The following is a 23,585-nucleotide window of genomic DNA, read 5'->3' on the forward strand; positions in this document are numbered from 1 at the left end:
CCCGGGCGCGAGGCCCGGACCCGGCGCCGGGGATCAGCGTGCGCCGAGGTCCTGCAACGCCTTGTCCGCGCCGCGGTGCAGCGGTACGGGGTCGGTCTTGCGGGCGTTGTCCAGGCTGATGCCCTTGGCGGCCGGGTTCGCCTGGGCCAGGGCGTCCTTCTTGTCGAACACCGTCCGGGTGATCGCGCAGGCCACGTTCGCGTTGAGGTCCTTGCGGACCAGCAGCACGTTCGGCACCACGATGGTCGGGGTGTCCGCGGCGGTCTTGTAGACGTCCGCGCCGATGGTCCCGGCCTGGTACGCCGGGTTGAGCTCGGTCATCTTGGGCAGCAGCGGGGTGATGTCGATGAACTTCACCTTGTCCCCGGCGGTGGTGAACAGGTCGGTCAGCCCGCCCGTGGGCACCCCGCCCGACCAGAACAGGCCGTCGACGCTGCCGTCCTTGACGCCCTCGACGCTCTTGGTCAGGTCGAGCCGCTGCGCCTGGACGTCCTTGGCCGCGTCGAGGCCGGCGGCCTCCAGCAGCCGGTTGGCGATGACCTCGGTGCCGGACTTCGGGGAGCCGGTGGAGATCTTCTTGCCCTTCATGTCGGCGACCGAGTTGATCCCCGAGTCGGCCCGGACGACGACCTGCGTGTAGTTGTCGTAGATCCGGGCGAGCGCCTCGACGGGCTGCGGGGCCGTGAAGCTGCCCTTGCCCTGCACCGCGTTGACCGCCGTGTCGAACAGCGAGAAGGCGACGTCGTACTGCCCGCCGACGAGCTGTTCGATGTTCTGCACCGAGGCGCCGGTCTCGGCGGCGGTGCCGGTCAGCTTGCCCTCGGTCGCCCCGGAGAGCTGACCGGCCAGGGCGTTGCCGACCACGTAGTAGACCCCGGTGGCGTTGCCGGTGGCGATGCCGACGCGGGTGCTGTCGGTGACCTTGCAGGTGATCTCACTGGCGGCGTCGTCCTTGGTCGCGCCGTCCTGACGGCCTCCGCAGCCGGCGGTGCCCGCGGCGACGAGGGCCAGCGCGCCAACCCCCGCGGCGAGCCGCATGTTGATCCGTCTCACTGTTTTTCCTCCCCATGGTTCACCGTTGGTACTGCTGACGGCCCGCCGTTCCGGCCGGCGGATCCGCGTCTGACGAGCACGCCCGCCACCATGACGGCAGCCAGGGCGGCGCCGATCGCGACGGGCACGGGTTCGAGCCAGAGCAGCGTGAGCCCGGCGAGCGCGCCGACGATCCGCTCCGGCGCGCCAGCCGGGCCGACGCCGGGCAGCCAGCCGCCCGCCGCGACCGCGAGCACGGCGACGCTGAGGGCGGCGACCGTCGCGGCGACGGCTATCCGCTGCGGGCCCCCGATGCCGAGCAGCCCGAGGCCGGTCGGGGTGACCACGAAGGCGAGCGGGATGAGGTAGGCCGGCAGGGCGTACCGCAGGGTCTGCCACATGGTCGGCACCAGCCGGCCGCCGGTCACCGCGGCGGCGGCGACCGCGGCGAGCGCGGTCGGCGGGGACGCCTCGGACAGCACCGCGAAGTAGAAGACGAACATCGCCGCGGCGGGCGCGGTGACGCCCAGGTCCAGCAGGGCCGGGCCGATGATCACCCAGCCGATCACGAACGACGCGGTGACCGGCACGGCCAGCCCGAGCAGGGTGAGGGCGACGGCGGCGAGCAGCGCGGTGAGCGCCAGCACCACGGCCGGCTCGGAGCTGACGGCCTGGGCCCCGCTGACCAGCAGCGCCGCCGCCTGGGGGCCGAGGCCGGTCTTGGTGGTGGTGGCGGTGATGATGCCCGCGGCGGCGCAGACCGCGCTCACCGCGAGGACCCCGCGTACCCCGGCGCTGAGCGCGGCGAGCAGGCGGGCCGGGGTGAGCCGGTGCCGACGGTCGAGGAAGGACAGCACGGCGGCCAGGATGGTGGCCAGCACCACGGCCTTCGTCGCGGAGAAGCCGACGGCCAGCAGCCCGACGATCGCGAAGAGCGAGAGGAAGTGGTAGCCGAACCGGGCCAGCAGCCGGCCGGCGGAGGTCGTGTCGATGACCACCGGCCGCACGCCCGAGCGGCGGGCGTCGATCTCGACCGCGAGGAGGATGCCGAGGTAGTAGAGCACCGTCGGGACGGTCGCCCAGCCGAGCACCTGGAGGTACGACACGCCGAGGTACTCGGCGATGATGAAGGCCGCCGCGCCGAGGGTGGGCGGGGAGAGGATCGCCCCGACGCCGGCCGCGGCGAGCATGCCGCCCGCCCGCTCCGGCGGGTAGCCGGCGCGGCGCAGCACGGGCCAGGTGACCGCGCCGATGCTGACGGTCGTCGCCGCGCCGGAGCCGGAGACGGTGCCGAGCAGGAACCCGGAGGCGACGGCGGTGCGCCCGGCGGCCGTGCGCGAGCGCCGGAAGGCGGCGGCGGAGAGCTCCACGAAGAACCGGCCGGCCCCGGAGAGGTCCAGCACCGCGCCGTAGATGGTGAACAGCACGATGTACGTCGCCGCGACGTCGAGCGGGGTGCCGTAGAAGCCGCTGTCGGAGTTGTAGAGGCCGTCGACGATCTGCCCGAAGTCGAGGCCGGCGTGGGCCACCGGCCAGGACTGGGGCAGCAGCCCGCCGTAGTAGCCGTAGCCGAGGAAGACCACGCAGACGGCCGGCAGGATCCAGCCGGTGGTGCGCCGGCACGCCTCCAGCAGCAGGAGCAGCAGGACGGTGCCCATCGCCACGTCCATGCCGACGAGCAGGCCCTGCCGGTCGAGGAAGGCGTCGTACCCGCCGCCGCCGTCGCCCAGGTCGACGGGCAGCACCGGGTAGAGGCAGCTGACCAGCGCCGCGCCGGCCAGGATCCAGTCCGGCAGGGTGGGGCGCCGGCGCCCGGGGCGCTCCGCCGGAACCGCGTCGTCCGGCCCGGTCGCGCCGGTGCGGCGCAGCCGCCGGGGCAGGCGCAGATCCGCCGGGTACGCCAGGAAGACCATCGGCAGGATGCCGGCCAGGAAGATGACCAGGTAGAACTTGCTCCCCTGCGGCAGCGGGTAGAACACCTGCCAGAGGGCGAGCAGCGCGATCGCCAACGTCGTTCCGGTGACCAGCACGCCGATCGGCCCGGAGAGTTCCCGCCCGGGCTTTTCGTCCTCGAACTGCGCGGCGAGTTCCCGTGGATCGGGCGCGGCACCGTCCGGATCGGACCGATTGTCGGTCTCGGGCGGCAACGGGACCGGACCGCCATCCGGGGTGGACTCGGGGCCCACGGTGGACGGCTGCGGGGCGGGTTCGCCGGAGGAACGCACTGGTGGCACGAGGGGGCACGATACGCGAATTAGATACCGGGCGGAACATTGCTGATCATGATTGCAGCCAGTAATTAATTGGGACTCGCGATTACGCAGAGAGACTGTAATTGGGTCCGGATATGCGGAAGGATGCGCGCCCTGATTGGTAAGAATGCGGCAAGCCGGGAGCGGGTCGTATCCGATGCGTCCACTCTGGTCCGGTAGCAACGCGTTTCCGTCCCGCCCTCGCGTGGCCGTCGCCGTGCCGTCGGCACCGCACCAGGCCATGACGCAGGGTAGTTTTCGTCGCTCTCCGTTGCCGGATGGGCCCTGACCAGGGCGCCTGTACCCCTACCGCCCCGGCCCCTATCACCCCGGCGACGGACCCGCCCGGACCCGGTGGGGTGTCGGAACCGCTCGGTGGGAGGTGTCGGATCCGGAGGTTAGGGTCGGGCGATGACCACGGCTCCACCACTCATCCAGGCGCGGGCGCTGGTGAAGCGGTTCGGCGACTTCACCGCCGTCGACGGCATCGACGTCGAGGTGCGGGCCGGCGAGGCGTTCGGCTTCCTCGGGCCCAATGGCGCCGGCAAGTCCTCCACCATGCGGATGATCGGCTGCACCTCCCCGCCCAGCGGCGGCGAGCTGCGCATCCTCGGCATGGACCCGGTGCGCGACGGGCCGGCGATCCGGGCCCGCCTCGGCGTCTGCCCGCAGCTCGACAACCTGGATCCCGAGCTGACCGTCCAGGAGAACCTGACCACCTACGCGCGCTACTTCGGCATCTCCCGCCGGGTGGCCCGGGCGCGCGCCGCCGAGCTGCTCGACTTCGTCCAGCTCACCGAGCGGGCCGACAGCAGGGTGGAGCCGCTCTCCGGCGGCATGAAGCGGCGGCTGACCATCGCCCGCGCGCTGGTCAACGAGCCCGAGATCGTCCTGCTCGACGAGCCGACGACCGGCCTCGACCCGCAGGCCCGGCACCTGGTGTGGGAGCGGCTGTTCCGGCTCAAGCAGCAGGGCGTCACGTTGGTCCTCACCACGCACTACATGGACGAGGCGGAGCAGCTCTGCGACCGCCTGGTCGTCATGGACGGCGGGCGGATCGTCGCCGAGGGCTCGCCCCGGGCGCTGATCGACCGGCACTCCACCCGGGAGGTCGTCGAGCTGCGGTTCGCCGCCGAGTCACAGGAGGCGTTCGCCGGCAAGCTCGACGGGCTGGGGGAGCGGGTCGAGGTGCTGCCCGACCGGATCCTGCTCTACGTGCCCGACGGCGACGCGGCCGTCGCCGAGGTCGGCGAGCGGGGGCTGCACCCGGCCAACGTGCTGGTCCGGCGCAGCAGCCTGGAGGACGTCTTCCTCCACCTCACCGGCCGCACCCTGGTCGACTGACAGGGGCGTCCGGTCGCTCGTCGTCGGTGGTTCGCGATCCGGTGCCGGTCGTCCGGCGCGACCGGGTGGGTGCGGCGGGCCGGCCGTTACGTAGCATCGGCGGGCCGGCGCCACGTCGACCGCCCGGCGACGCACACGGGGGTGTCATGTCGGAGTTGGAGTTCCAGTCCCGCCGCCAGGCCGGGCTCGCCGCGCTCTACCTGGGCGTCTTCGCGACGATCTGGTTCAGCGTGCCGGCCGCCGAGCAGCCGCTGCGCGCCCTGCTGGTGGTCGCGAGCGGCGCGGCCCTGGTCACGGCGGTGATCGGCGCCGTCGTCGTGGCCCGCAGCCGGGTAGCCGGGGGCGTCACCCACGACCCTGCCGCCGACCGCCGCTACCTCCTGATCGTCCTGGCCGAGTTCGCCGCCGCCGGGCTCGGCGCCGTCGTGCTCGCCCTCGTCGGCTGGTCGGAGTTCATCCCGGTGCTGGTCGGCGCCGTCGTGGGGCTGCACTTCTTCCCCCTCGTCCCGGTGCTGCGCGACCCGCTGCTGTGGCCGCTCGGGGTGGCGGTGTGCGCCGTCGCCGTGGCCGGGCTGGTCACCGCGCTCGTCTCGGCGGTGCCGGCGGGGCTCGTCGTCGGCACCGGCACCGGGCTGCTGCTGCTCGCCTACGCGGTGCAGGCGCTGCTGCGCGCGGCCCGTAAGCGCTGACGGGGCGACGGAGTCGCCGGCCTGTCGTACCCGCGAGGTAGGAAGGCCGTGGTGGACGCGGAGCGAGACGGGGGTGGTCGCGTGAGCGTGGCGCAGTCGGCGCGGGAACGCGCGCGCCCGAGGTTGCCGCGGGTGCCGGCGCTCGCGGTGCTGGCGCACCACCTCGTCGGCTACCGGCGCACCTGGCGGGCGGGGATCTTCTCGTCGTTCCTGTTGCCGGTGCTGACCGTCCTCGGCTTCGGCGTCGGCGTCGGCTCCTACATCGACCAGGGCATCGACGGGGTGAGCTACCTCGACTGGATCGTGCCCGGCCTGATCGCGTCGACCGCGTTGCAGACGGCCGTCAGCGAGTCGACGTGGCCCGTGTTCGGTAACTTCCAGTGGGTCAGGACCTATTTCGCGCAGAGCGCGGCGCCGCTGCGGGTGGGCGACATCCTCGGCGGGCACCTGGCCTTCGTGGTGTTCCGGGTGGTCACCACCGTCGCGGCGTTCCTGCTGGTGACGGCCCTGTTCGGGGCGCTGAGCTCTCCGTGGGCGCTCGCCGCGCTGCCGGCGACGGCGCTGCTCGGGCTGGCGGTCGCCGCGCCGACCTTCGCGTACGCGTCGGTGGTCTCCGTCGACAGTTGGCTCGCGATGCTGCTCCGCTTCGCGGTGATCCCGATGACGCTCTTCGCCGGCGTGTTCTTCCCCGTCGAGTCGCTGCCCCTGGCGCTGCGCTGGCTGGCGTACGCGACCCCGCTCTGGCACGGCGTCGACCTGTGCCGGGCGGCGGCGCTCGGCGTCGCTCCGCAGTGGTCGGTCGCCGGCCACCTGCTCTACCTCGCGGCCTGGGCGGTCGGCGGCTGGCTGCTGGCCCGGCGCGCGTTCCGTCGCAGGCTGGTCGTCTAGGAGGAGTCGCAGTGGTCGCTCTCGTCCTGCCCCGGCTGGCCGCCGCGTCCCGCCGGTCGGTCTCCGTGGCCGAGCGCAACGTCGCGGCCCTGAAGGCCGTCTACTGGCTGCTGCTCGTCTCCGGGTTCGTGGAGCCGCTGCTCTACCTGCTCTCCATCGGCGTCGGGGTCGGCACGCTGGTCGGCGACCTCACGCTGCCCGGCGGCGAGGTCGTCACCTACGCGGCGTTCGTCGCGCCGGCCATGCTCGCGTCGTCGGCCATGTCCGGCGCGCTGTCGGAGACGACCTTCAACTTCTTCGGCAAGATGAAGCAGATGAAGCTGTACGACGGGGTGATCGCCACCCCGGTGCAGCCGTTCGAGATCGCGCTGGGGGAGCTGCTCTGGGCGATGCTGCGCGGCAGCGCATACTCGGCCGCCTTCCTGGTGGTGATGGTGGTGATGGAGTTGACCACCGCGGCGCGGGCGCTGGTCGCCTTCCCGGCGGCCGTGCTGGTCGGCTTCGCCTTCGGCGCGCTGGGCATGGCGATCACCACCTTCATGCGCAGCTGGCACGACTTCGACCTGATGTCGGCGGCCCAGTTCACCCTCTTCCTCTTCTCCGGCACGTTCGTCCCCGCCGAGGCCTACCCGGCCGCGCTGCGCTGGGCGGTGGAGGTGACGCCGCTCTACCGCGCGGTGCACCTCATCCGCGGCGTCTCGGTGGGCGCGGCCGGCTGGGAGTGGGTGCTCGACGTGCTCTACCTGGTCGCGGCGATGGTCCTGGGGCTGCTGGTCGCCTCGCGCCGGATGGGCAGGTTGCTCTACGGCTAGTGGTTAACGGTGGCCGCTGCCTGGGCATGTCGAGGGGGACTGACACCGACCACGAGGAGGGGCGATGGCCTCCGACGAGTCCTCCACCCGCAGCGGACGCGACCGCGACGATTCCGGGGCGGCCGGCCGGGTGGGCGACCGCCGGACGGGCCGCGCGGACCGGGGATCCGACCCCGTTCGTGCCGAGCGGCACCGCCCGGGTCGCGGCCCGGTCGGGCCCGACGAGGGTCCCGACAGCCCGACCGGGCTGCCGGGCGCCGGTTGGAAGGCCGCGCTGCGTCGCACGGTGCGGGAGTTCCAGGACGACAGCCTGACCGACTGGGCGGCGGCGCTGACGTACTACGGGGTGCTCTCCATCTTCCCCGGCCTGCTGGTGCTGGTCTCGATCCTCGGCCTGCTCGGCCCACGGGCCACGGAGGGCGTCAAGGAGACGGTCAACGACGTCGTCCCGCAGGACAGCATCCGGCAGATCGTCGAGGGGGCGATCGACCAGGCGCAGCAGAGCGGCGGCTTCGCCGGCTTCGCCGCGATCCTCGGTCTGCTCGCCGCGTTCTGGTCGGCGTCGGGTTACGTCGCCGCGTTCATGCGCGCCTCCAACACCATCTACGACGTGCCGGAGGGGCGGCCGATCTGGAAGACGCTGCCGATCCGCGTCGGGGTGACCGCGGTGATCGGCGTGATGCTGCTGGCCAGCGCGGTGATCGTGGTCTTCACCGGCGGCCTCGCCGAGCAGGTCGGGGAGGCGATCGGGCTGGGCTCCACGGCGGTGACCGTGTGGAACATCGCCAAGTGGCCGGTGCTGCTGCTCCTGGTGAGCCTGATGTTCGCGATCCTCTACTGGGCGTCGCCGAACGCGCGGCACGGCGGCTTCCGCTGGGTCAGCCCCGGAGGCGTGCTGGCGGTGGTCATCTGGTTGGTGATCTCGGGCCTGTTCGCGCTCTACGTCAGCAACTTCGGCTCGTACAACAAGACGTACGGGGCGCTCGCCGGTGTGATCGTCTTCCTGATCTGGCTGTGGCTGAGCAACATCGCGATCCTCCTCGGCGCGGAGTTCGACGCCGAGCTGGAGCGCAGCCGCGCCATCGAGGCGGGCCACTCCCCGGACGAGGAGCCGTACGTCGAGCTGCGCGACGACCGCAAGCTCAAGAAGAAGCGCAACGCCGCCAACCGCAGCTGACCGGGTCGCCCGTCCGCACCCGCCGCCCCGCCACCGTCCCCGGTGGCGGGGCGGCGGCGTGCTCCCGCCAGCTCAGGGCCCCGCGCTTTTCCTGATCCTTCCGATGCTTTTGTTCGATCGGACAAAAGTTCGCGTCAAATCGGCCGAAGCTCTGGACACGTGACACGGAACACTCCTACTGTGTCGGCACGACACCTCGGCATCACGTCGATGTGAACGAGCCCGCGAAGAGGTGAGTCCGGTGCGGACGGTCGACCCCCTGCACGTACGGCTGCTGCGGCTGCTCCGTGACGAGGGCGCGGTGTCCCGGGCCGAGCTGGGCGACCGGTTGCAGATGCCCCGTCCCCGGCTGCTGGCGGAGCTGGAACGGCTCGTCGCCCTCGGCTACGTCGCCGAGGCGGGGCTGGCGGCCTCCCGGGGCGGTCGCCGTTCCACCCTGGTCGAGCTGAGCCCGCGCCTGCGCTTCGCCGCCGTCGACCTCGGCGCCAGCTCCATCGACGTCGAGGTGGTCAACGGCCGGCTGGAGCCGGTCGCCGCGTACGCCGAGGCGGCCGACATCCGCACCGGCCCGAAGGTGATCCTCCAGCGGGTCAACGAGCTGCTGCACAAGGCCCGGGTGGACGGCGCCTACGAGCGGCTCGACGCCGTCGGCATCGGGGTGCCCGGCCCGGTCAGCTTCCGCGACGGCGTGCCGGTCTCCCCGCCGATCATGCCCGGGTGGGACCGGTTCCCGGTGCGCGAGCTGCTCACCCGCGAGCACGGCTGCCCGGCGGTGGTCGACAACGACGTCAACATCATGGCCATCGGGGAGCGGCACGGCGGGGTCGCCCACTCCGTGGACGACTTCCTCTTCGTGAAGATCGGCACCGGAATAGGGTGCGGGATCTACCTCAGCGGCGAGGTCTACCGGGGCACCGACGGCTGCGCCGGGGACATCGGCCACATCCAGGTCGACGCGCAGGGCCCGATGTGTTCCTGCGGCAACATCGGCTGCCTGGAGGCCCTGTTCAGCGGGGCCGCGCTGGCCAAGGACGCGACCGCCGCCGCGCGCAGCGGGGTGTCGCCGGCGCTGGCCGAACGGCTCGCCGCACGCGGCGCGGTGACCGCGCTGGACGTCGCCGGGGGCGCCGTCGAGGGGGACGTGACGTGCATCCAGCTGATCCGCGACGGGGGTCGGCGGGTGGGTGGGGTCCTGGCCGGGCTGGTCAGCTTCACCAATCCGTCGATGATCGTGATCGGCGGCGGGCTCGCCCAGCTCGGGCACATCCTCCTCGCCGAGATCCGCAGCGTCGTCTACCGCCGGTCGCTGCCGCTGGCCACCGGCAACCTGCCCGTCGTCCTGTCCGAGCTGGGCCCGCGCGCCGGCGTCGCCGGTGCCGCCGTGCTGGCCAGCGACGTGGCCTTCGCGGAGGCATCATGAGTGAGCAACTGGTCGGGACACCCGCCGACGCCGTCGCGGGCGAGGTGGTGCTGCGCCTCACCGACGTGGTCAAGACCTTCCCGGGCGTACGGGCCCTGGACGGGGTGCAGCTGGAGGTGCGCGCTGGCGAGGTGCACTGCCTGCTCGGGCAGAACGGCGCCGGCAAGTCCACCCTGATCAAGGTCCTGGCAGGGGTGCACCGGCCCGACTCGGGGCTCGTCGAGTGGCGGGGCGAGCCGACCACCTTCGCCAACCCGCAGGCCGCCATGCGCGCCGGCATCGCCACCATCTACCAGGAACTCGACCTGGTCGAGGACCTCTCGGTCGCGGAGAACGCCTTCCTCGGCCACGAGCCGCGCCGGCTCGGCTTCGTCCGGCGGGGCGCCATGGCCCGGCACACCCGGCAGATCCTCGGCCGGCTCGGCCACGCCGAGATCCCGCCCGGGCGGATGGTGCGCGCGTTGCCCGCCGCCGGCAAGCAGATCGTCAGCATGGCCCGCGCGCTCTCCCACGAGGCACGGCTGATCATCATGGACGAGCCGAGCGCCGTACTGGCCCACGACGAGGTGGGCAACCTGTTCCGGATCATCCGGGAGTTGACCGCGCAGGGCATCGCCGTCATCTACATCTCGCACCGGCTGGAGGAGATCCGCGAGATCGGCGACCGGGTCACCGTACTCAAGGACGGCCGGACCACCGCGGCGAACCTGTCGGCCCGCGACACCCCGACCCGCGACCTGGTCAGCCGCATGACCGGCCGCACCATCGAGTACGTCTTCCCGGACCGCCCGGCCGGCGTGGCCAGCGGCGCGGAGCTGCTCACGGTCGAGGGGCTGACCCGGGCCGGCGAGTTCGCCGACGTCTCGCTCGGCGTCCGGGCCGGTGAGATCGTCGGCATCGCCGGGCTGGTCGGCTCGGGTCGTTCCGAGCTGCTGGAGACCATCTACGGCGCGCGCCGTGCCGATGCCGGCTCGGTGCGGATGGCCGGCCGGGCGCTGCGCCCCGGCAGCGTCGGCGCGGCGGTGCGGGCCGGGATGGGGATGGCCCCCGAGGAGCGCAAGAGCCAGGCGCTGCTGCTGGGCGAGCCGATCTACCGCAACGTGACCCTGGCGACCTTCGCCCGCTACGCCCGCGCCGGATTCACCGACGCTGGGCGGGAACGGGCCGAGGCGGACCGGATCGCCGAGAGCCTGGAGCTGCGCCCCCGCGACGTACGCCGGCCGGTGCGCACCCTCTCCGGCGGCAACCAGCAGAAGGTGGTGGTCGGCCGCTGGCTGCTCGGCGACACCCGGCTGCTGCTGCTCGACGAGCCGACCCGGGGCGTCGACGTCGGCGCCCGGGCGGAGCTCTACCAGGTGATCCGGGGGCTGGCCGCGCGCGGCGTCGGGGTGCTGTTGGTCTCCAGCGAGGTCCCCGAGGTGCTCGGCCTGGCCGACCGGGTGCTGGTGATGCGGGAGGGGCGGGTCGTCCACGAGGCCCCGGCCCGCGAACTCGACGAGAACACCGTGCTCGACCTCGTCATGGCGGGGTCCCTGATGGAAGGCGCACCGGCATGACCGAGGGTCCTACTCCCACCGTGGCGCCGGAGCGGGCGGCGCAACTGCCGGCGCAGTCGCCGCCGGTGGACCCGGCGCAGACCGCGGCGGCCGTCGACAAGGTGGCGGCACCGGGCCGGATCTCCTGGTGGCGGGGGGACGGCGGCGAGGGCGCCCGCCGCAACCTCGGCCTGATCGGGGTGCTGGCCGTGCTCGTCGTGATCGGCGCCCTCACCCGCTCCGACCTCTACTCCAACCCCGACTGGGTGTGGGACAACGTCCTGAGCATCCTCAAGCTGGCGGCCGTGGTCGGCGTGGTCACCGTCGGCATGACCTTCGTGATCATCGGCGGCGGCATCGACCTCTCCGTCGGCGCGATCGTCGCGCTGGCCGGTGTCTGGTGCACCACGGTGGCCACCCAGAGCTACGGCGCCGGCGGCATGATCTTCAGCGCGCTCACCGTCGGGCTGGCGGTCGGCCTGGTCAACGGGCTGCTCATCTCGTACGGCCGGCTGGTGCCGTTCATCGCGACCCTCGCCATGCTGGTGGCGGCCCGGGGCCTGGCCGCCGAGATCTCCGACAAGCAGACCCAGGTGTCGGACAACGGCTTCATCAACGGCCTCGCCAGCAACAGCCTGCTGGGCATCCCGCTGCTGGTCTACATCCTCGCCGCCGTGGTGGCCGCCGGCTGGGTGCTGCTCAACCGCACCACCTTCGGCCGGCGTACGGTCGCCGTCGGCGGCAACCCGGAGGCCGCCCGGCTCGCCGGCATCAACGTCCGGCGGCACACCGTGCTGCTCTACGCGCTCTCCGGGCTCTGCTGCGGGATCGCCGCCATCATGCTCACCGCCCAGGCCAACTCGGCGCAGGCGGCGATGGCGAACCTCTACGAGCTGGACGCGATCGCCGCCGCGATCATCGGCGGCACGCTGCTCAGCGGCGGGCGGGGCACCATCATCGGCTCCCTGCTCGGCGTGGTCATCTTCGCCACCATCACCAACCTCTTCGCCATCAACGGCCTCTCCACGGAGGCCCAGAACATGGTCAAGGGCGGCATCATCGTCGCAGCCGTCCTGGTCCAGCAGGTCCAGTTCCGCAGCCTCACCCAGTTCCTGAGCCGCAACCGGCTCACCACCACCTGACCCGCACCGCACCGACCGCGCGGCATCCGGGCCACCTGAGCGAGGGTGGCCGGGCACCGCACGCGCTCTTCCGTCCCGCACCGCGAGATTTCCTCCACCACCGTCAACCCAGGAGGTCGTCATGACCCAGCACAGTCGCGACATGTCGCGCCGCCGGCTGCTCTTCGGCGGGGCCGCCGTCGGCGCCGGCGTGCTGCTCGCCGGCTGCACCAGCAACGAGACCAAGCCGACCGAGGCGCAGACCAAGGCGGCGGCCGCGCCGGGCGGCAACAACGAGCCCGGCAAGCGGGTCGTCATCGGCTTCTCCGCGCCGGCCGCCGACCACGGCTGGATCGCCGCCATCACCAACAACGCCAAGGCGCAGGCCGGGGCGTACTCCGACGTGGAGTTCAAGTCGGTCGAGGCCGGCGCGGACGCGGCGGCCCAGCGGGCGGCGCTGTCCACGCTGATCTCGCAGAAGCCGGACGTGATCGTGCTGCTGCCGCACGACGGCAAGGAGCTCAACGCGTTCGGGCTGGAGGCGATGAAGGCCGGCGTCCCGGTGGTCAACCTGGACCGGGCGTTCCCCGACGCGCGGGCCTACCGGCTCCAGATCAAGGGCGACAACTACGGCATGGGCGTGGCCGCCGCCACCTACATGATCGAGCAGTTCAAGGCCAAGGGCGTCAGCAACCCGGTGATCGGCGAGATCGCCGGCATGGACGAGCTGGAGCTGACCCAGGAGCGGTCGAAGGGCTTCGTCGACACCCTGACGGCGAGCGGCTTCAAGGTCGCCAACCGCCGGGCGGCCCGGTTCACGGCCGACTCGGGGCAGCAGGAGGCGGCGCAGCTGCTCCAGGCCCTGCCGAAGATCGACGCGCTCTGGAACCACGACGACGACCAGGGCATCGGCGTGCTGGCCGCGGTCAACCAGAGCGGCCGCAAGGAGTTCTTCATGGTCGGCGGCGCCGGCTCGAAGAAGGCGATGGAGGACATCCAGGCGGACAACACGGTGCTGAAGGCGACGGTGACCTACAGCCCCTCGATGGCCTCCTCGGCCATCTCCCTGGCCCGGCTGATCGGCCAGGGCAAGGGCATGTCCGACCTGGTGGAACTCCAGGTGCCCAAGGAGATCATCCTCGCCTCCGAGACGATCACCAAGGAGAACGCGGGCAGCTACCTCAAGCTCGGGTTCTGATACACGGGGGGAGACCCACCTTGTCCACGACAGACAGAGAACTGCGGGTCGGCATGGTCGGCTACGCGTTCATGGGCGCCGCGCACTCGCAGGCGTGGCGCACCGTGAACCGGGTGTTCGACCTGCCGGCGCGGGCCCGGATGTCGCTGATCTGCGGCCGGGACGCCGGGAAGGTGGCCGACGCCGCCGACCGGCTCGGCTGGGACGCGCACACGACCGACTGGCGCGACCTGATCGCCCGGGACGACATCGACGTGGTCGACGTCTGCACGCCCGGGGACAGCCACGCCGAGATCGCCCTCGCCGCGCTGGCCGCCGGCAAGCACGTGCTGTGCGAGAAGCCGTTGGCCAACACGGTCTCCGAGGCCCGGGCGATGGCCGCCGCGGCGGTCACCGCGCAGGCCGCCGGGGTGCGGTCGATGTGCGGGTTCAACTACCGGCGGGTGCCGGCGGTCGCGATGATGCGCCAGCTCGTCGCCGACGGGCGGCTCGGGGTGATCCGGCACGTCCGGGCGACGTACCTGCAGGACTGGATCGTGGACCCGCAGTTCCCCCTGGTGTGGCGGTTGCAGCGGGACAAGGCCGGCTCCGGCGCGCTCGGCGACATCGGCGCGCACATCATCGACCTGACCCAGTACGTCACCGGCCGGCGGATCACCGGGGTCAGCGCGGTCACCGAGACGTTCGTCAAGGAACGGCCGCTGCCGGCCGGGTCGAGCGGGCTGGCGGCGACGGTGGACGGGGCGGCGGCCGACGGCAACGGCGCCGACGGCCACCGCCCGGCCACCGGGGCGGTCACCGTCGACGACGCGGCGGTCTTCGTGGCCCGCCTCGACGGCGGCGTGCTGGCGACGTACGAGGCGAGCCGCTTCGCCACGGGACGCAAGAACGCCCTCCGGGTGGAGATCAACGGCTCGCTGGGCACGGTGGCCTTCGACCTGGAGCGCCTCAACGAGTTGGAGTTCTACGACGCGACGCGACCCGCCGCCGAGCAGGGTTTCAGCCGCATCCTGGTGACCGAGGGGGAGCACCCGTACATGTCCGCGTGGTGGCCGCCCGGCCACCTCATCGGATACGAGCACTCCTTCACCCACCAGGCGCGGGACTTCGTCGAGGCGGTCGCCACCGGAGTCGACCCGGCGCCCTCCTTCGTCGACGGGTTGCAGGTCCAGTTGGTGCTGGACGCGGTGACCCGGTCGGCGGAGCTCGGCTCCTCGTGGACCGAGGTGGAGCCGGCCCTGGCCACGGTCGCCGCCTGAGCCGACTCCGGCGCCGACCGGCGAGGGACCGGCCGCGGTTGCGCCCCGCGGCCGGGACGAGGTCGGAGCCGGAGGACGTGCGGCCGGGCCGGCGTGGCCCGGTGACGCACGAGCAGAACGGTCGTCCGGTGCGGCCGGACCGGGATTCCCCGGTCGCACCGGAGGACCGTCACCACCCGGCGACCGTTGCCGGGGCCGTGTCACCCCCACGACGTCCGGTCGGCGCGCGCCGTCGTCCCGACCGGCGGATGCGGGGGAGGCAGGGACGGGACGCCGACCGGCCCTGCCTGCCAGCCCCGTCCGTCCGTGTCCGCGCCGGGAACCGGACCGGGGTCGTCGCCGCCGACGTCGACACCGGACCGGTGGGCTCCTCCCGGGGCGGCCGGCGGACGGGGCCCATCCGCATAGATGCGTATCTTTCTGAACAAACTTCTGATATCTATATACCTCAATGCACGGCTGGTTCCTCCTGATCGGGAAGGAGCACCATGCGTACGGGTGTTTGGCTGGTGGGAGCACGCGGCTCGGTCGCGACCACCAGCATCGTGGGGGCGCTCGCCCTGCGGTCCGGGCTCACCGGCCCGACCGGCTGCGTCACCGAGCTGCCCGACCTGCGCGGGCCCGCCCTGCCGGCCTTCACCGACCTGGTCCTCGGCGGGCACGACGTCGTCACCACTCCGCTGGCGAAGCGGGCCGAGACCCTGGCCGCCGCCGGCGTGCTGCCCGGCCGGCTGGTCGCCGCCCTCCCCGACGAGCTGGCCGCCGTCGAACGCGAGCTGCGTCCGGCCCCCGCCGGCGGCAGCCAGGCGGACCGGGCCGCCGCGACCGTACGCGACCTCACCGACTTCCGCCGCCGGCACGGGCTGGACCGGGTGGTGGTGGTCAACGTCTCGGCCACCGAACCCGCCGCCCGCCCGCACCCGGGCCACGCCGACCCGGGCGCGCTGGCCGCCGCGCTCGCCGGCCCCGACGAGGTGCTGCCACCCAGCTCCCTCTACGCGTACGCGGCGGTGCGGGCGGGCTGCCCGTACGTCGACTTCACCCCGTCCACCGGGCTGCGGCTGCCGGCCCTGGTGGCGCTGGCCGCCGAGCGCGGGATCCCGTACGCCGGGCACGACGGCAAGACGGGGGAGACGCTGGTCAAGTCCGTGCTCGCGCCGATGTTCGCGATGCGGCACCTGGCGGTGCGCTCCTGGTCCGGGGTCAACCTGCTCGGCGGCGGCGACGGCGCCACCCTCGCCGACCCGGCGGCCAACGCGGCCAAGGTGGAGAGCAAGCAGCGCGTGCTCGGCGAGACCCTCGGCCACCTGCCGCAGGGCGGCACCCGCATCGAGTACGTCGAGGCGCTGGGCGACTTCAAGACCGCCTGGGACCTGATCACGTTCGCCGGGTTCCTCGGCACCGGGATGCGGATGGAGTTCACCTGGCACGGCTGCGACTCCGCCCTGGCCGCGCCCCTCGTGCTCGACCTGGCCCGGCTCACCGCCGCCGCGCACGCCGCCGGCCACGCCGGCCCCCTGACCGACCTCGCCTTCTTCTTCAAGGACCCGCTCGGCACGCCCACCCACTCGCTGGCCGACCAGTGGACCCGACTGTGCGGCTTCGCCCACCGGCTGCACGCGGGAGGCACCGATGCCGCGCCTCGCTGACCTCGCCGAACTGGTCCGGGCGCCGGCCGCGCTCTCGGTGCCCGGGGACGTCGTCGCCGGGGCGGCGGCCGCCGGCACGCTCGGGCGGCGTACGCCCGCGCTGGCCGCCGCGTCCGTCCTGCTCTACTGGGCGGGGATGGCCGCCAACGACTGGGCCGACCGCCGGCTGGACGCCGTCGAACGCCCCGAGCGGCCCATCCCCAGCGGCCGGGTGGCCCCCGGGGCCGCGCTCGGCCTCGCCGCCGGGCTCACCGCCGCCGGGGTCGCGCTGGCCACCGCCGCCGGTGGCCGGCGCGCCGCGACGGTCGCGGTCCCGCTCGCCGCCGCCGTCTGGGGGTACGACCTGGCGGCGAAGTCGACGGCCGCCGGGCCGGCCGTGATGGCCGCCTGCCGAGGGCTGGACGTGCTGCTCGGCGCCACCGGCGGACGGGCGCTGCGGGCGGTGCCGGCGGCGGTCACCGTGGCCGCGCACACGTGGACGGTCACCGCGCTCTCCCGCCGCGAGGTCACCGGCGCCGACGCCGCGCTGCCGCTGCGTACCCTCGCCGGCACCGCCCTGGTCGCGGCGGGCGCCGTCGTCCGACCCCGCCCCGAGCGGGCCGCGCTGCCGGCGCTGCTGGCCGGCTGGTACGTGGCCCGCTACGGCGCGGCCCAGGCCCGGGCGGTAGCCGACCCCCGCGCCGGCCGGGTGCGGGCGGCGGTGGGAGCCGGCATCACCGGGCTGCCCGCGTTGCAGGGCGCCCTCACCGCGCGCGCCGGGGCCGGGCTGCTGGGGCTGGCGGTGGCGGCGGCCGCGCCGCTCGGCGGCCGGCTCGCCCGAAGGATCTCCCCGACATGACCGCCCCGACCCGCCCCGCGCCGGGCCCCCGGGGCACGGTGGTGGCCGGCGCGGCCGACGGCGGGCTCCGGTTCGGCTACGGCACCAACGGGTTCGCCAACCACCGGCTGACCGACGCGCTCGCCGTCGTCGCCGACCTGGGTTACCGGGGCGTCGCGCTCACCCTGGACCACGACCACCTCGACCCGTTCGCGCCCGCGCTGGCCCGCCGGGTGGCCGCCGTGGCCCGCCGGCTCGCGGCGCTCGACCTCGCCGTGGTCGTCGAGACCGGCGCCCGTTACCTGCTCGACCCGTGGCACAAGCACGCCCCGACGCTGCTGCACGACGACCCGGCGCGGCGCGTCGAGTTCCTGCGCCGGGCCGTGCGGATCGGCGCCGACCTGGGCGCGGAGGCCGTCTCCCTCTGGTCCGGCGTACGCCCCGACGCTGTCGCACCGGAGACCGCCTGGGACCGGCTGGTCGCCGGCTGCGCGACGGTGGTCGACGCCGCCGAGGCGGCCGGCACGACGCTCGGCTTCGAGCCGGAGCCGGGCATGCTGGTCGAGGACATCGCCGGCTGGCGCCGGCTGCGCGGCGCGCTCGGCGATCCGGACCGCTTCGGCATCACCCTCGACATCGGGCACTGCCGCTGCCTGGAGCCGCGGCCGGTCCCCGAGTGCGTACGCGAGGTCGGCGCGTACCTGGTCAACGTGCAGATCGACGACATGCGCCGGGGCGTGCACGAGCACCTGGAGTTCGGCGCGGGGGAGATCGACTTCCCGCCCGTGCTGCGGGCCCTGGGCGACGCCGGCTACCGGGGCCTGGTCGCCGTGGAGCTGCCCCGGCACTCGCACGCCGCCCCCGCCGTCGCGGCCCGCTCGCTCGACTTCCTGCGCGCCGCCGCGAAGGAGGCGGCACGCCCCGAAACGAGTGCCGCCGCGAAGGAGGCGGCACGCCCGGGACCGGGTGCCACCGCGAAGGAGGCGGCACGCCAGCAACGGTGACGGGGCCACGTCGGCAGCACGAGGGAGGAGACGGGATGACACCGGATTCACTGCGGGCCGCGCTGCGGGGCGTACCCGAACCCGACTGGCTCGACACGGCGCTGCGGCGGGTGGCGGCCGAACCGGCGACGATCGACCGGTTCTTCGCTGCCGCCGGGCGGCGCTGCGGCCGGGCACCGCTGCCCGGGGCACCCGGCTGGAGCGCCGACGAGGCGGCCCGGGCCCTGCTGCTGGCCGCGCTGCCGACCGACCACGCGACCCACGCCGAGACCCGCTACCGGCAGGGCGACGCCGCCGAGAAGCGGGCCGTGCTCAAGGCGCTGCCGCTGCTGCCGGTCGGTGCGGCCGGGACGCCACTGCTGCACGACGCGATCCGCACCAACGACACCCGGCTGCTGGCCGCCGCCCTCGGCCCGTACGCCCGGCACCTCGACCCGGACGCCTGGCGGCAGGCGGTGCTCAAGTGCGTCTTCACCGGCGTGCCGCTGGCCGTGGTGCACGACCTCGACGCCCGCGCCGACGGCGAACTCGCCGCGATGCTCGCGTCGCTGGCCGCCGAGCGGCAGGCCGCCGGGCGCGCCATGCCGGCGGACGCGACCGACCTGCTCACCCGGCTGCGCGAAATCCAGGAGGCCTGATGCGCATCTTCGACCCGCACATCCACATGACCTCGCGGACCACCGACGACTACGAGCGGATGGCCGCCGCCGGGGTCCGGGCGGTGGTGGAGCCGGCGTTCTGGCTCGGCCAGCCCCGCACCAGCCCCGCCTCCTTCGCCGACTACTTCGACTCGCTGGTCGGCTGGGAGCCGTTCCGGGCCGGGCAGTTCGGGATCCGCCACCACGCCACGGTCGCGCTGAACCCGAAGGAGGCCAACGACCCGCGCTGCCGCCCGGTGCTCGACCTGCTGCCGCGCTATCTCGACAAGGACGCCGTGGTGGCGGTCGGCGAGATCGGCTACGACTCGATGACGCCGGCGGAGGACGAGGCGTTCGCCGCCCAGCTCGCCCTGGCCGTGGCCCACGACCTGCCGGCCCTGGTGCACACCCCGCACCGGGACAAGGCGCGGGGCGTCGAACGCAGCCTCGCCGTGGTCGCCGAGTCCGGCGTCGAGCCGGGCCGGGTGGTGCTCGACCACCTCAACGAGGTGACGGTGGGGCTGGTCCGGGACACCGGCTGCTGGCTGGGCTTCTCCATCTATCCCGACACCAAGATGTCGCCGCCGCGCATGGTGGAGCTGCTGCGGGCGTACGGGACGGAGCGGGTGCTGGTCAACTCGGCGGCCGACTGGGGGCGCTCGGATCCGCTGCTCACCCGGGCCACCGGGGAGGCGATGCTGCTGGCCGGCTTCACCGACGACGACGTGGACCGGGTGCTGTGGCGCAACCCGGTCGAGTTCTACGGCCGGTCCGGTCGGCTCGACCTGACGGACCTGGAGCACGCCGCCGCCGACCCGCCGATCGGCACCTGGGCGGGCAACTCGATCCTGCGCGGCGGCAGCTGATGCGGCTGCGGCACGCCGGCGGCGACACCGTCCACCTCGGCTACTGCACCAACGTGCACCCCGCCGAGGACCTCGCCGGCATCCTGCGCCAGCTGGACACCCACGCCGTGCCCGTACGCGAGGCGCTCGGCGCCGACCTGCTCGGCCTCGGGCTGTGGCTGGCCGCCCCGGTCGCCGCCGAGCTGGCCGCCGACCCGGCCGCCCGTCGCCGGCTGCGGGCCGCGCTGACCGCCCGGGGGCTGGAGGTGGTCACGCTCAACGGCTTCCCGTACGCGGCCTTCCAGGCGCCCGTGGTCAAGGGCGACGTCTACCACCCGGACTGGACCACGCCCGCGCGGCTCGCGTACACCCTGGATCTGGCGCGGGTGCTCGCCGACCTGCTGCCCGACGACGCGGCCCGGGGCTCGGTCTCCACCCTGCCGCTGGCCTGGCGGCGGCCCTGGGACGCCGCCCGCGTGGACGCCGCCCGCCACCGGCTCGACCAGCTCGCGGCCGGTCTCGCGGCCGTCGAGCGGGCGACCGGCCGGAGCGTGCGGGTCGGGTTCGAGCCGGAGCCGGGCTGCGTGGTGGAGAGCACCGGGCAGGCCGTCGCGGCCCTGGCCGGCGTGGACACCGACCGGCTCGGCGTCTGCCTGGACCTCGCCCACCTCGCCTGCGCCTGGGAGGCGCCGGCCGAGGCGCTGGGCCGGCTGCGCACGGCCGGGCTGCCGGTGGTGAAGGTGCAGGTCTCGGCCGCCATCGAGGCGCCCGCCGAGGCGACGCCGGCGCTGCGACGCTGGGTGGAGCCGCGCTTCCTGCACCAGACCCGGGCGGCAGGCTGCGCGGGGGCGGCCGACCCTGCCGACCCCGCCCACGCCGCCGACGACCTGGACGCCGCCCTGGCCGCGCGGCTGCCCGGCCCGTGGCGGGTGCACTACCACGTGCCGCTGCACGCCCCGCCCGAGCCGCCGCTGGGCTCGACCCTGCCGGTGCTGCGCGCCGCGCTGGCCACGCTCTACGCCGGGCCGGAGGCGGGCTGCGACCACCTCGACGTCGAGACGTACACCTGGGGGGTGCTGCCGGCCGCGCGGCGCCCGCGCACCGACGCGGAGCTGGCCGCCGGCATCGCCGCGGAGCTGGCCTTCGCCCGCGCCGAGCTGGTCGCCCTGGGCCTGGCGCCGGCGGGCCGGGCGGCCCCGGCGACGGCGGAGGTACGGCGATGAGCGGGCGCCAGCGAGCGAACCGTCGACACGGCGCGGGGGTGCCGGCATGAGTCGGCGGCTGGTGGTGCTGGACGTGGTGGGGCTGACCCCGCGCCTGCTGGCGCACATGCCCCGGCTGCGCGCGGTCGCCGACGCCGGCTTCCGCGCGGAGCTGGGCACCGTGCTGCCCGCGCTGACCTGCCCGGTGCAGTCGACGTTCCTCACCGGGGAGCTCCCGGCCGGGCACGGGATCGTCGGCAACGGCTGGTACTTCCGGGACCTCGGCGAGGTGCTGCTCTGGCGCCAGCACCACGCCCTGGTCGGCGGCGAGAAGCTGTGGCAGGCGGCCCGCCGGGTCGAGCCGGGCTTCACTGTGGCCAACGTCTGCTGGTGGTACGCCATGGGCGCCGACGTGGACTGGACGGTCACCCCTCGCCCCGTCTACCGGGCGGACGGGCGCAAGGAGCCGGACTGCTACACCGACCCGCCGGAGCTGCACGACGCCCTCACCGACCGGCTCGGCACCTTCCCGCTGTTCAGCTACTGGGGGCCGGGCGCGGGGCTGGCGTCGTCGGCGTGGATCTGCCGGGCCGCCGAGCGGATCCTCGCCGACCACGCGCCGGACCTGACCCTGGTCTACGTCCCGCACCTCGACTACGACCTGCAACGCTTTGGCCCGTCGTCGCCCCGGGCCGCCGCGGCGGCGGCCGAGCTGGACGGGGTGCTCGGGCCGCTGCTGGACGCCGCCCGCGCCCGGGACGCGACCGTGGTGGTGCTCTCCGAGTACGGCATCACCGACGTCTCCCGGCCGGTCGACGTCAACCGGCTGCTGCGCGCCGAGGGGCTGCTGCGGGTGCACACCCAGGCCGGCATGGAGTACCTCGACCCGTGGACCTCGCGGGCCTTCGCGGTGGCCGACCACCAGGTGGCGCACGTCCACGTCCGCGACCCGGCCGACGTGCCGGCGGTGGCGGCGCTCTGCGCGGGGCTGCCCGGGGTGGCCGAGGTGCTCGACGCCGACGGCCGGGCCGCGCACGGGCTGGATCACCCGCGCGCCGGGGAGCTGGTGCTCGTCGCCGAGCCGGACGCCTGGTTCACCTACTACTACTGGCTCGACGACGCCCGCGCGCCCGACTTCGCCCGGCTGGTGGACATTCATCGCAAGCCGGGTTACGACCCGGCGGAGCTGTTTCTCGACCCGGCCGCACCGTTGGCGGCGAAGCGGCGGGCCGCCGTGGCGCTGGCGCGCAAGAAGCTCGGGATGCGTTACCTGATGAGCGTGGTGGGGCTGGACGCCGGCGCCCGGGCGGTGCGCGGGTCGCACGGCCGGCTCCCGGCCGACCCGGCGGACGGGCCGGTGCTGCTCTGCTCCGATCCGTCCGCCGCCCGGAACCGAATCGCCGCGACCGAGGTCAAGGCACTCCTGCTGGAGCTGGCGGGGCTGGCACCGGCGTCGGCCGGGTCGCCCACCCCGGCGTCGGCGGGACCGTCCGGGGAGGAGCCGTGACCGCCGTCGTCGCCCCGACCGACACGAGCGGGCTGCGGGCCCGGTTCGACGCCGCGCTCGCCGCCTTCCTCGATCGGCAGGGCCGGGACTGGCCGGACGGCGCGCCCCGGGGCGTCTTCACCGCGCTGCACCGGTTCGTGCTGGCCGGCGGCAAGCGGCTGCGCCCGCTCTTCTGCTACTGGGGATGGCGGGGCGCGGGTGGCCCCGACGGCGCCCCGATCGTGACGGCCGCCGCCGCGTTGGAGCTGTTCCACGCGTTCGCGCTGATCCACGACGACATCCTGGACGGCAGCGACCGCCGCCGGGGCGGGCCGTCGGTGCACCGGCTCTTCGCCGACCTGCACGCCCGCTCGTCCTGGCGCGGCGACCCCGAGGCGTACGGGCGCAACACCGCGCTGCTCTGCGGCGACCTCTGCGCCGCCTGGTCCGACCAGATGTTCCACGAGTGCGGCCTGGACGCGGGGCGGGTGCACCGGGGGTACGCGGTCTACGCGCTGATGCGCACCGAGGTGATCGCGGGGGAGTACCTGGACCTGGTCTCCGGGGTGGGCGACGGGTCGGTGGCGAGCGCGCTGACCGTCGTCCGGATGAAGGCGGCCCGCTACACGGTCACCCGGCCGTTGCAGATCGGGGCGACGCTGGCCGGGGCCGGGCCGGAGCTGCTGGCCGCGCTGGCCGAGTTCGGCGACCCGCTGGGCGACGCGTTCCAACTGCGCGACGACGTGCTGGGGGTCTTCGGCGACCCGACGGTCACCGGCAAGTCGATCCTGGACGACCTGCGGGAGGGCAAGCCGACGGTGATGATGGCGCTGGCCCGGGGCGCCGCCGACCGGGCGCAGGCCGCGCGGCTGCGGGAGCTGTTCGGCAACCCGGCGCTCGACAGTGACGGCGCCGGCGAGCTGCGGAAGATCATCGAAGGCACCGGGGCCCGCGAGCGGATCGAGGAGATGATCCGGGTACGCGCGGAGGCCGCCCTGGCGGCCCTGGGGTCCACCCCGGTGACCGCCGAGGCCCGTGCCGCCCTGACCGCCCTCGCCGCCCAGGCCGTCGACCGTCCCCACTGAGTCGAGGCTCCGGCAGGCGGCGACTTTTGACGGGATCGACGAAAGTTGGTGCCGAATCGGCGGAAGGTATGGACACATCGATGCTCGCCATTTAATGTCGGGCCATCACGAATCTGTTTCGTCGAGGTGAAC

Annotated in this window: 20 protein-coding genes; 18 read left to right on the forward strand and 2 right to left on the reverse strand. The window is 74.2% G+C overall.

What is annotated here, in order from left to right; translation table 11 throughout:
- Positions 1-33 precede the first annotated feature (33 nt).
- The gene (locus ABZ573_RS06215) at positions 34-1,053 is read right to left on the reverse strand and encodes a TAXI family TRAP transporter solute-binding subunit (RefSeq protein ID WP_151456933.1); all 1,020 of its coding nucleotides are present in this window, start codon (positions 1,051-1,053) and stop codon (positions 34-36) included.
- Complete coding sequence (locus tag ABZ573_RS06220; protein ID WP_358116735.1) at positions 1,050-3,179, reverse strand: TRAP transporter fused permease subunit; 2,130 nt, start codon at positions 3,177-3,179, stop codon at positions 1,050-1,052. Before ABZ573_RS06220 ends, ABZ573_RS06215 begins: the two co-directional genes overlap by 4 nt.
- A 516-nt stretch (positions 3,180-3,695) precedes the next feature.
- Between ABZ573_RS06220 and ABZ573_RS06225 the strand changes: the two genes are divergently transcribed.
- From ABZ573_RS06225 to ABZ573_RS06310, 18 genes are all read left to right on the forward strand, one after another.
- Positions 3,696-4,628 carry an ABC transporter ATP-binding protein gene (locus ABZ573_RS06225; RefSeq protein ID WP_132236952.1) on the forward strand — a complete coding sequence of 311 codons (933 nt, stop codon included), beginning with the start codon at positions 3,696-3,698 and terminating at the stop codon, positions 4,626-4,628.
- 146 nt (positions 4,629-4,774) lie between these two features.
- Entirely contained in the window at positions 4,775-5,317 is a 543-nt protein-coding gene (locus ABZ573_RS06230; RefSeq protein WP_358116210.1) for a hypothetical protein, read from the forward strand.
- Positions 5,318-5,404: 87 nt separating this feature from the next.
- Positions 5,405-6,205: an ABC transporter permease gene (locus ABZ573_RS06235; RefSeq protein WP_358116738.1), complete on the forward strand. Its 801-nt coding sequence runs from the start codon at positions 5,405-5,407 to the stop codon at positions 6,203-6,205.
- An 11-nt stretch (positions 6,206-6,216) separates the two neighbouring features.
- Entirely contained in the window at positions 6,217-7,017 is an 801-nt protein-coding gene (locus tag ABZ573_RS06240) for an ABC transporter permease (RefSeq protein WP_151456166.1), read from the forward strand.
- Positions 7,018-7,081: 64 nt separating this feature from the next.
- Entirely contained in the window at positions 7,082-8,194 is a 1,113-nt protein-coding gene (locus ABZ573_RS06245) for a YihY/virulence factor BrkB family protein (RefSeq protein ID WP_151456165.1), read from the forward strand.
- A gap of 241 nt (positions 8,195-8,435) precedes the next feature.
- Positions 8,436-9,614 (forward strand): ROK family protein, encoded by a 1,179-nt coding sequence (locus ABZ573_RS06250; protein WP_151456164.1) that lies wholly within the window; start codon positions 8,436-8,438, stop codon positions 9,612-9,614.
- Entirely contained in the window at positions 9,611-11,170 is a 1,560-nt protein-coding gene (locus tag ABZ573_RS06255) for a sugar ABC transporter ATP-binding protein (RefSeq protein ID WP_358116214.1), read from the forward strand. Before ABZ573_RS06250 ends, ABZ573_RS06255 begins: the two co-directional genes overlap by 4 nt.
- Complete coding sequence (locus ABZ573_RS06260; RefSeq protein WP_358116217.1) at positions 11,167-12,291, forward strand: ABC transporter permease; 1,125 nt, start codon at positions 11,167-11,169, stop codon at positions 12,289-12,291. Before ABZ573_RS06255 ends, ABZ573_RS06260 begins: the two co-directional genes overlap by 4 nt.
- A 121-nt stretch (positions 12,292-12,412) precedes the next feature.
- Positions 12,413-13,468, forward strand: coding sequence for a substrate-binding domain-containing protein (locus tag ABZ573_RS06265; protein WP_151456162.1), 1,056 nt, complete (start codon positions 12,413-12,415; stop codon positions 13,466-13,468).
- A 20-nt stretch (positions 13,469-13,488) separates the two neighbouring features.
- Positions 13,489-14,727, forward strand: coding sequence for a Gfo/Idh/MocA family oxidoreductase (locus ABZ573_RS06270; protein WP_327029297.1), 1,239 nt, complete (start codon positions 13,489-13,491; stop codon positions 14,725-14,727).
- Between the two features lie 488 nt (positions 14,728-15,215).
- On the forward strand, positions 15,216-16,376 hold the full coding sequence (locus tag ABZ573_RS06275) for an inositol-3-phosphate synthase (protein ID WP_151456160.1): 1,161 nt from the start codon (positions 15,216-15,218) through the stop codon (positions 16,374-16,376).
- Complete coding sequence (locus tag ABZ573_RS06280; protein WP_327029295.1) at positions 16,360-17,214, forward strand: SCO3242 family prenyltransferase; 855 nt, start codon at positions 16,360-16,362, stop codon at positions 17,212-17,214. Before ABZ573_RS06275 ends, ABZ573_RS06280 begins: the two co-directional genes overlap by 17 nt.
- Entirely contained in the window at positions 17,211-18,197 is a 987-nt protein-coding gene (locus ABZ573_RS06285; RefSeq protein WP_327029294.1) for a sugar phosphate isomerase/epimerase family protein, read from the forward strand. The genes ABZ573_RS06280 and ABZ573_RS06285 overlap by 4 nt, the downstream gene beginning before the upstream one ends.
- A gap of 35 nt (positions 18,198-18,232) precedes the next feature.
- Complete coding sequence (locus ABZ573_RS06290) at positions 18,233-18,835, forward strand: EboA domain-containing protein (RefSeq protein ID WP_151455403.1); 603 nt, start codon at positions 18,233-18,235, stop codon at positions 18,833-18,835.
- Positions 18,835-19,701 carry a TatD family hydrolase gene (locus tag ABZ573_RS06295; RefSeq protein ID WP_151455402.1) on the forward strand — a complete coding sequence of 289 codons (867 nt, stop codon included), beginning with the start codon at positions 18,835-18,837 and terminating at the stop codon, positions 19,699-19,701. The genes ABZ573_RS06290 and ABZ573_RS06295 overlap by 1 nt, the downstream gene beginning before the upstream one ends.
- On the forward strand, positions 19,701-20,903 hold the full coding sequence (gene eboE / locus ABZ573_RS06300) for a metabolite traffic protein EboE (RefSeq protein ID WP_151455401.1): 1,203 nt from the start codon (positions 19,701-19,703) through the stop codon (positions 20,901-20,903). Before ABZ573_RS06295 ends, eboE begins: the two co-directional genes overlap by 1 nt.
- A gap of 46 nt (positions 20,904-20,949) precedes the next feature.
- Positions 20,950-22,389 (forward strand): nucleotide pyrophosphatase/phosphodiesterase family protein, encoded by a 1,440-nt coding sequence (locus ABZ573_RS06305; RefSeq protein WP_358116226.1) that lies wholly within the window; start codon positions 20,950-20,952, stop codon positions 22,387-22,389.
- Positions 22,386-23,453: a polyprenyl synthetase family protein gene (locus ABZ573_RS06310; RefSeq protein WP_151455400.1), complete on the forward strand. Its 1,068-nt coding sequence runs from the start codon at positions 22,386-22,388 to the stop codon at positions 23,451-23,453. The genes ABZ573_RS06305 and ABZ573_RS06310 overlap by 4 nt, the downstream gene beginning before the upstream one ends.
- Positions 23,454-23,585: the final 132 nt, after the last annotated feature.

It is taken from the genome of Micromonospora sp. NPDC007220 (assembly GCF_040634035.1).
GTDB lineage: Bacteria > Actinomycetota > Actinomycetes > Mycobacteriales > Micromonosporaceae > Micromonospora > Micromonospora reichwaldensis.

Excerpts from the sequence above, each read along its gene's own strand:
- ABZ573_RS06225 (WP_132236952.1), top strand. The coding sequence starts at position 3,696 with ATGACCACGGCTCCACCACTCATCCAGGCGCGGGCGCTGGTGAAGCGG.
- ABZ573_RS06230 (WP_358116210.1), top strand. The coding sequence starts at position 4,775 with ATGTCGGAGTTGGAGTTCCAGTCCCGCCGCCAGGCCGGGCTCGCCGCG.
- ABZ573_RS06245 (WP_151456165.1), top strand. The coding sequence starts at position 7,082 with ATGGCCTCCGACGAGTCCTCCACCCGCAGCGGACGCGACCGCGACGAT.
- ABZ573_RS06255 (WP_358116214.1), top strand. The coding sequence starts at position 9,611 with ATGAGTGAGCAACTGGTCGGGACACCCGCCGACGCCGTCGCGGGCGAG.
- ABZ573_RS06260 (WP_358116217.1), top strand. The coding sequence starts at position 11,167 with ATGACCGAGGGTCCTACTCCCACCGTGGCGCCGGAGCGGGCGGCGCAA.
- ABZ573_RS06265 (WP_151456162.1), top strand. The coding sequence starts at position 12,413 with ATGACCCAGCACAGTCGCGACATGTCGCGCCGCCGGCTGCTCTTCGGC.
- ABZ573_RS06275 (WP_151456160.1), top strand. The coding sequence starts at position 15,216 with ATGCGTACGGGTGTTTGGCTGGTGGGAGCACGCGGCTCGGTCGCGACC.
- ABZ573_RS06280 (WP_327029295.1), top strand. The coding sequence starts at position 16,360 with ATGCCGCGCCTCGCTGACCTCGCCGAACTGGTCCGGGCGCCGGCCGCG.
- ABZ573_RS06285 (WP_327029294.1), top strand. The coding sequence starts at position 17,211 with ATGACCGCCCCGACCCGCCCCGCGCCGGGCCCCCGGGGCACGGTGGTG.
- ABZ573_RS06290 (WP_151455403.1), top strand. The coding sequence starts at position 18,233 with ATGACACCGGATTCACTGCGGGCCGCGCTGCGGGGCGTACCCGAACCC.
- ABZ573_RS06295 (WP_151455402.1), top strand. The coding sequence starts at position 18,835 with ATGCGCATCTTCGACCCGCACATCCACATGACCTCGCGGACCACCGAC.
- eboE (WP_151455401.1), top strand. The coding sequence starts at position 19,701 with ATGCGGCTGCGGCACGCCGGCGGCGACACCGTCCACCTCGGCTACTGC.
- ABZ573_RS06305 (WP_358116226.1), top strand. The coding sequence starts at position 20,950 with ATGAGTCGGCGGCTGGTGGTGCTGGACGTGGTGGGGCTGACCCCGCGC.